The organism is Arthrobacter sp. CMU6, assembly GCF_059090205.1.
The window spans coordinates 114,646-121,109 of sequence record NZ_JBNHFL010000015.1 but is presented as its reverse complement, the minus strand read 5'-3'; the positions used below and the strand labels follow the sequence as shown (position 1 = coordinate 121,109).

Below are 6,464 nucleotides of genomic sequence, written 5' to 3'. Positions count from 1 at the left end.
GGCGGACCCACCGGCATCAGCAACCTCGGCCAACCCTGCCCCAAACACCACCGCCTCAAACACGGCTCCGCCTGGGCACCCACCGCCGCCACCGCCAACGACCCGCCCGGCTGGACCTCACCCACCGGCCGCCACTATCCCAGCGAACAACCCGACTGGGAACCACCCCACTGGACACCACAAATCCAAGCCATACTCAACGGCCTTGACCCCGGCCTACTCGAAAACCCCGGCCTGCCCGAAAACCCCGGCCTGCCCAACCCAACTGACGGTCGCGCCGACGGCTCACCGCCGCGCATCTCACCCGACGCCGTTTCTCCCGACGCAATTCCGGAGACAGTCCGCGAAGCAGCTTAAGCGCGCCGGCTAAGGTGCCGTGTCTTTGCTGCCCTGTCCTGCCCTGCCCGGGCATTCAGCCGGATCCGCGGCAGCCTTAATCAGACGTGTCGGCCGCATCCACCTCAGCGGTAGCCGGTAGGGTCGGCCGGCAGTCCGGCTTCCTGGACCTCCTCCAGATAGCGCCAGCAGTCCGGCCGGGAGCCGTCGACGTCGGTGAAGCCGTACTCCAGCGCCAGCCCGCCGGAGGAAAATGAGCCACCGGTTCGGCGGTGTAGGTCAGAATCGGCGGCCAGGGCCGCGACTGCCCGGCCCACAAAGCGCGGGCTTTCGGAAATGGCTGCGAAGTGCGGATTCGTGTCCGCTGCATCGCGCCAATTGGCCTCGGTCACGCCGTAGTGCTCGAGCATCATTTCCGAGCGCATCCACCCCGGTGTCAGTGCCACAGCCGTGCAACCGAACGGTTTCAGCTCCTCGGCCTGGCTGAAGGCGAGCCGCAGGACAGCGGACTTGGCGAGGTCGTAAAACGCGGAAAGCCGGTAATGCGCGGCGTTGTACTCCCGCGTTCCGTCCGTCATCTCCACCACCAGTCCTCCCGGCCGCCGGATGAGCAGCGGCAGCGCGAAATGGCTCGTGATCAGGTGCGTGTCGACGGCGCCGTGCAGCATCCGCAGACCGCCATCAAGGTCGTGTTCCCAAATAGGTGTGTTCCACTGGATGAGGTCTTCACCGCCCCAAATGTCATTCACCAGGATGTCCAGCCGGCCGTGCTCGTGGTCGACGCGGCGGACCAGCGCGTCCACCTCCGGGGCGATGAAATGGTCCACGGCCACTGCGATGCCGGTTCCACCGGCCGCGCTCACCATGGCTGCCGTTTCATCGATGGTTTCCGCGCGCCGATAATCGGATGTCTGGCCCTTGGTGGTGCGGCCGGTGCAGTAGACCACCGCCCCGGCCTCGCCGAGGGCCACGGCCGTACCGCGACCTGCCCCTCGTGTGGCCCCGGCGACCAGAGCTACCTTGCCCTTTAGCGGAGACTCCATGGCCAAACGCTACATCGATGCGCGGGAAAGGGGGATGATGGTGCCGGCGGAGGCATGTCCGGTATCCCAGACTGCAGTGGTCCCTAAACAGGGCTCCAGAGCCCCGGGCTGGGCGCAAGCTTAAGTACGGGATCCCGGACACCCTTCGGCTAAACCCCGAAAAGACAGAAGTTCCGAACAGACAGCCAAAATGACGAGGCCCGGAGGACACATGGCAGGCACGATGGTCGCAACGGCGGCAAAACGGCCGGAATCAGCGGTCAAAGCGAAAGTTCCCGCCGCCGAAAACACCCTGCGGATCCTCAAACTGTTGGCTTCCAAGCGTGGGCCAATGGCGGCGTCGAACATTGCCACGGCACTGGGGCTGCCGCGCTCAAGTGTCTACCACCTCCTGGGCGTCATGGAGGCAAACGGCTTCGTCCTGCACCTGCACGAGGAGCAGCGCTACGGCCTCGGCATCAGCGCCTTCGAGCTCAGTTCCGCGTACTCGCGGCAGGAGCCGCTCTCCAGGCTGGGCCGGCCCATGCTCGCCTCTCTCGTTGATGTTCTTGGCGAAAGCGCACACCTGGCGGTCCTGCACGGCCGGGATGTGCTCTACATCGTGGAGGAGCGCGCCAAGAACCGGCCATCCCTGGTGACCGACGTCGGCGTCCGGCTGCCCAGCCACCTCACCGCCAGCGGCCGGGCCATCCTTGCCGCGCTGCCCAAGTCACAGGTCCGCGCTCTCTATCCGAACGCCGCCGCCTTCACTGCCCGGCACGAGGTGGAGGGCGCCATCATGAAGTACTCGGCTTTGTCATCGCACTTGGACCAGGTGCGGCAGCGTGGCTACGCCACGGAACACGGCGAAGTGACTCCCGGCTTTGGCTCCATCGCCGCCGCTGTCACAGATCACCTTGGATGGCCGACGGCGGCAGTCGCCGTCACGTTCCTGGAGGACAAACTGCCGGAGGACCAGTGGCCGGTGCTCGCCGCCCGCGTCCGGAAGGTCGCCGACGAGCTCTCGGTGCGCATCCACGGCCGCCCGGCGAAGTAGCACTGCCCGTCCCAAGGGGCTCCCAACGCGCCCTAGTAGGCAAGCGCCCAGGTAGGCAGTGTCAGGCGTTATGGGGCCTTGGGAGCGCACTGAATCGCTATTTGGTTGGGTCTGGGATACCGGACAGCACCAGCCGCAAACCCCTGTCTGGTCCGCCCAGAAGGGGCTTTAGTTGATACAGAAGCAGTTCCGCTCTAACCAAGAATTCCGCGACACGCAACAGCGGTACACCACATACCAGCAACACGAAGGAGCCACCATGGCACCCGCCGATTTCACTACCGGTGCCCGCCCGGTCAAAGCTGCCCGGGGCACCGAGCTCACCGCAAGGTCCTGGCAGACCGAAGCGCCGCTGCGCATGCTCATGAACAACCTCGACCCCGAGGTGGCCGAACGCCCCGATGACCTGGTGGTCTACGGAGGCACCGGCCGGGCAGTGCGCTCCTGGGCAGCGTTCGACGCCATTACCCGCACCCTGGAAACCATGGACAAGGACGAGACCCTGCTGGTCCAGTCCGGCAAGCCGGTGGGCGTCTTCCGCACCAACGAATGGGCGCCGCGCGTGCTGCTGGCCAACTCCAACCTCGTCGGGGACTGGGCCACGTGGCCCGAATTCCGCCGGCTAGAGGCCGAAGGCCTGATGATGTACGGCCAGATGACGGCCGGCTCCTGGATCTACATCGGCACCCAAGGCATCCTGCAGGGCACGTTCGAGACCTTCGCCGCGATCGCCCGCAAGATCACCGGGGACGAGAACGGCACGCTCGCCGGCACCCTGACCCTGACCGGCGGCTGCGGCGGAATGGGCGGCGCGCAGCCTCTCGCCGTCACCCTGAACGAGGGCGCCTGCCTGATTGTCGACGTCGACGAAACCCGCCTCCGCCGCCGGGCCGGCAAGCGCTACCTGGACGAGGTGGAGACGGACCTCGATGCAGCGATCGCCAAGGTCCTCAAGGCCAAGGAGGAACGCCGCGGCTGGTCCGTGGGCTACGTGGGCAACGCCGCAGAGGTCTTCCCGGAGCTGCTGCGCCGCCACCAGGCCGGCGAGCTGACCATCGACATCGTCACCGACCAGACCTCCGCCCACGACCCCCTGAGCTACCTGCCGGAGGGCATCTCCGTGGAGGAGTGGCACCGCGAGGCCGAAGCGGACCCGGAGGGCTTCACCAAGAAGGCCCAGGCCTCGATGGCCAAGCACGTCCAGGCCATGGTCGAATTCCAGGACGCCGGTGCCGAAGTGTTCGACTACGGCAACTCCATCCGCGACGAGGCCCGCAAGGGCGGCTACAGCCGGGCGTTCGAGTTCCCCGGCTTCGTCCCGGCCTACATCCGCCCGCTGTTCTGCGAAGGCCTGGGCCCGTTCCGCTGGGTGGCGCTCTCCGGTGACCCCGAGGACATCGCCGTCACAGATAAGGCCATCAAGGAGCTGTTCCCGGACAACCAGCACCTGCACCGCTGGATCGACGCCGCCGGCGAGCGCGTCGAGTTCGAAGGCCTGCCGGCCCGTATCTGCTGGCTGGGCTACGGCGAACGCGCCAAGGCCGGCCTGCTGTTCAACCAGCTCGTCAAGGAAGGCAAGGTCAAGGCGCCCATCGTGATCGGCCGCGACCACCTGGACTCCGGTTCCGTCGCGTCCCCGTACCGCGAGACCGAGGCCATGGCCGACGGCTCGGACGCTATCGCCGACTGGCCGCTGCTCAACGCCCTGCTCAACACCGCCTCCGGCGCCACTTGGGTCTCCATCCACCACGGCGGCGGGGTCGGCATCGGCCGCTCCATCCACGCCGGCCAGGTCTCCGTTGCCGACGGCACCGACCTCGCCGCGCAGAAGCTCGAGCGGCTCCTCACCAACGACCCCGGCATGGGCGTCATCCGCCATGTCGACGCCGGCTACGACCGCGCCGTGGACGTTGCCAAGGAACGCGGCGTCCGCATCCCCATGAACGAGTCCCGGTGATTGAGCCTGTCGAAATCCAGGTTTCGACAGGCTCAACCACCGCCGCAACCTCCACTACTGAAGTAGGAACCATGACTGTAACCACCCACGAACCGCTCACCGTTACCCTCGGCGCCAGCGGTGCCACGCCCGAGGACGTCCTCGCCGTCGCCCGCCACGACGCCAAGGTGACCATCTCCCAGGAAGTCCTGGACACTGTTGCCAAAGTCCGCGCACACATCGACGAACTGGCCCACAGCGACGTCCCCGCGTACGGCATCTCAACCGGCTTCGGCGCGCTGGCCAACCGCCACATCCCCGGCGAGCTGCGCACCCAACTGCAGAAATCCCTGATCCGCAGCCACGCCGCCGGCATGGGCCCGGCCGTGGAACGCGAGGTGGTCCGCGGCATCATGTTCCTGCGCGCCAAGACACTGGCATCGGGCCGCACCGGCGTCCGGCCCGTGGTGCTGCAGACCATGGTCGATGTGCTCAACGCAGGCATCACCCCTGTGGTCCGCGAGTTCGGTTCGCTGGGCTGCTCCGGTGACCTGGCGCCGCTGTCCCACTGTGCCTTGGTCCTCATGGGTGAGGGCGAGGCAAGCGGACCCGACGGCGAACTCTACGGGGGTGCCGGCCAGCGCACGGTTGCCGAGCTGCTCGCCGCACACGGCATCGAGCCGGTCACACTTGCCGAGAAGGAAGGGCTGGCGCTGGTCAACGGCACCGAGGGCATGCTGGGGATGCTCCTGATGGCCATCGCTGACCTGCGGCAACTGCTGACGACGGCGGACATCACCGCGGCACTCAGCGTCGAGGCGCTGCTCGGCACGGACCAGGTGTTCCTGCCCGAGCTGCACGCCGCCCTCCGCCCGCACCCGGGGCAGGCTGCCAGTGCCGACAACATGCTCCGGGTCCTGGCCGACTCGGCGATCGTTGCCTCGCACCGCGTGGGCGATTCCCGCGTCCAGGACGCCTACTCCCTGCGCTGTGCACCACAGGTTGCCGGCGCCGTCCGGGACACCGTCGACCACGCCGAGCTGGTGGCCTCCCGCGAACTGGCGGCCGCCATCGACAACCCCGTGGTCCTGCCCGATGGCCGCGTCAGTTCCAACGGCAACTTCCACGGTGCCCCGGTGGCCTACGTGCTCGACTTCCTGGCCATCGCCGTCGCGGACCTCAGCTCCATCGCAGAACGGCGCACGGACCGCATGCTGGACCCGGCCCGCTCGCACGGCCTGCCGGCGTTCCTGGCCGCGGATCCGGGCGTGGACTCGGGCCTCATGATTGCCCAGTACACCCAGGCCGGGCTGGTCTCGGACAACAAGCGGCTCGCGGTTCCCGCGTCCGTGGACTCCATCCCGAGCTCCGCCATGCAGGAGGACCACGTGTCCATGGGTTGGCATGCCGCCCGCAAGCTCCGGAAGGCCGTGGAGAACCTGCGCCGGGTGCTTGCGATCGAACTCGTGACCTCGGCACGGGCGATTGACATGCGCACCCAGCTTTCCGGCGGCGAGCTGACACCGGGACCTGCCGGGGCTGCCGTTCTCGAAACGCTGCGCACCGTCGTCGGCGGTCCGGGCACCGACCGGTTCCTCTCACCCGAGCTCGAGGCCGCCGACCGGCTGGTCGGCTCGGGTGCGGTGCGGACGGCGGCCGAATCCGCCGTCGGCATCCTCGCCTAGGGGTGAACAATGGGCACCGCCGGCAAGCATTTGCCGGCGGTGCCGAAATACTCTGCAACGCGCCGCGCACAGGCCGAAGACTGTAGTAGAACTAAAGGTGTAGGGAAAGTCACATCGAAGATGCTGTGGCGTAAGAAGAACATCCACAAAGGGGTAGAAGTTCAAATGAAAGCACGCGGGGCAGTCCTGTCCAGGCGCATCGCACATGCAGCAACGGTTTCCGACTGGGGATCGCTGCACGTGGGCGAGCGGGTTGAGATCATCAAGCATGCGCACGTTATTGCGGCTGGCGAGGTGGAGGAGATCTCACGGAGCGGAAACGTGTTGTGGCTGATCTGCGCGGGAGCGCATGAGTCCCAGCTCTTTATGAAGTCCGACGGCGTGCAGGTGCGCCGGACGTAGTCCGGCTGTAGCGTGCGGTAAAACGC

5 protein-coding genes and 1 pseudogene are annotated in these 6,464 nt (G+C 67.2%); 5 read left to right on the top strand and 1 reads right to left on the bottom strand.

Translation table 11 applies throughout. The features are described from left to right. Nucleotides 1–357, top strand: a pseudogene (locus AC5RWD_RS12530) (HNH endonuclease signature motif containing protein); the annotation flags it as partial. A gap of 104 nt (nucleotides 358–461) precedes the next feature. Here the strand turns inward: AC5RWD_RS12530 and AC5RWD_RS12525 are convergent. Further along, nucleotides 462–1,379, bottom strand: a complete 918-nt coding sequence (locus AC5RWD_RS12525) for an SDR family oxidoreductase (RefSeq protein WP_494020304.1) — start codon at nucleotides 1,377–1,379, stop codon at nucleotides 462–464. A gap of 211 nt (nucleotides 1,380–1,590) precedes the next feature. On the opposite strand from AC5RWD_RS12525, the gene AC5RWD_RS12520 reads away from it, so the two are divergent. The 4 genes from AC5RWD_RS12520 to AC5RWD_RS12505 all read left to right on the top strand — a co-directional run bounded on the left by AC5RWD_RS12520 (nucleotide 1,591) and on the right by AC5RWD_RS12505 (nucleotide 6,438). Further along, on the top strand, nucleotides 1,591–2,415 hold the full coding sequence (locus AC5RWD_RS12520) for an IclR family transcriptional regulator (protein WP_494020303.1): 825 nt from the start codon (nucleotides 1,591–1,593) through the stop codon (nucleotides 2,413–2,415). Between the two features lie 259 nt (nucleotides 2,416–2,674). Then, the gene (gene hutU, locus AC5RWD_RS12515; protein WP_494020302.1) at nucleotides 2,675–4,372 is read left to right on the top strand and encodes a urocanate hydratase; all 1,698 of its coding nucleotides are present in this window, start codon (nucleotides 2,675–2,677) and stop codon (nucleotides 4,370–4,372) included. Between the two features lie 71 nt (nucleotides 4,373–4,443). Further along, nucleotides 4,444–6,036, top strand: a complete 1,593-nt coding sequence (hutH, locus tag AC5RWD_RS12510; protein ID WP_494020301.1) for a histidine ammonia-lyase — start codon at nucleotides 4,444–4,446, stop codon at nucleotides 6,034–6,036. A 165-nt stretch (nucleotides 6,037–6,201) separates the two neighbouring features. Then, entirely contained in the window at nucleotides 6,202–6,438 is a 237-nt protein-coding gene (locus AC5RWD_RS12505) for a hypothetical protein (protein ID WP_494020309.1), read from the top strand. Nucleotides 6,439–6,464 lie beyond the last annotated feature (26 nt).

Excerpts from the sequence above, each read along its gene's own strand:
- AC5RWD_RS12525 (WP_494020304.1), bottom strand. The coding sequence starts at position 1,379 with ATGGAGTCTCCGCTAAAGGGCAAGGTAGCTCTGGTCGCCGGGGCCACA.
- AC5RWD_RS12520 (WP_494020303.1), top strand. The coding sequence starts at position 1,591 with ATGGCAGGCACGATGGTCGCAACGGCGGCAAAACGGCCGGAATCAGCG.
- hutU (WP_494020302.1), top strand. The coding sequence starts at position 2,675 with ATGGCACCCGCCGATTTCACTACCGGTGCCCGCCCGGTCAAAGCTGCC.
- hutH (WP_494020301.1), top strand. The coding sequence starts at position 4,444 with ATGACTGTAACCACCCACGAACCGCTCACCGTTACCCTCGGCGCCAGC.
- AC5RWD_RS12505 (WP_494020309.1), top strand. The coding sequence starts at position 6,202 with ATGAAAGCACGCGGGGCAGTCCTGTCCAGGCGCATCGCACATGCAGCA.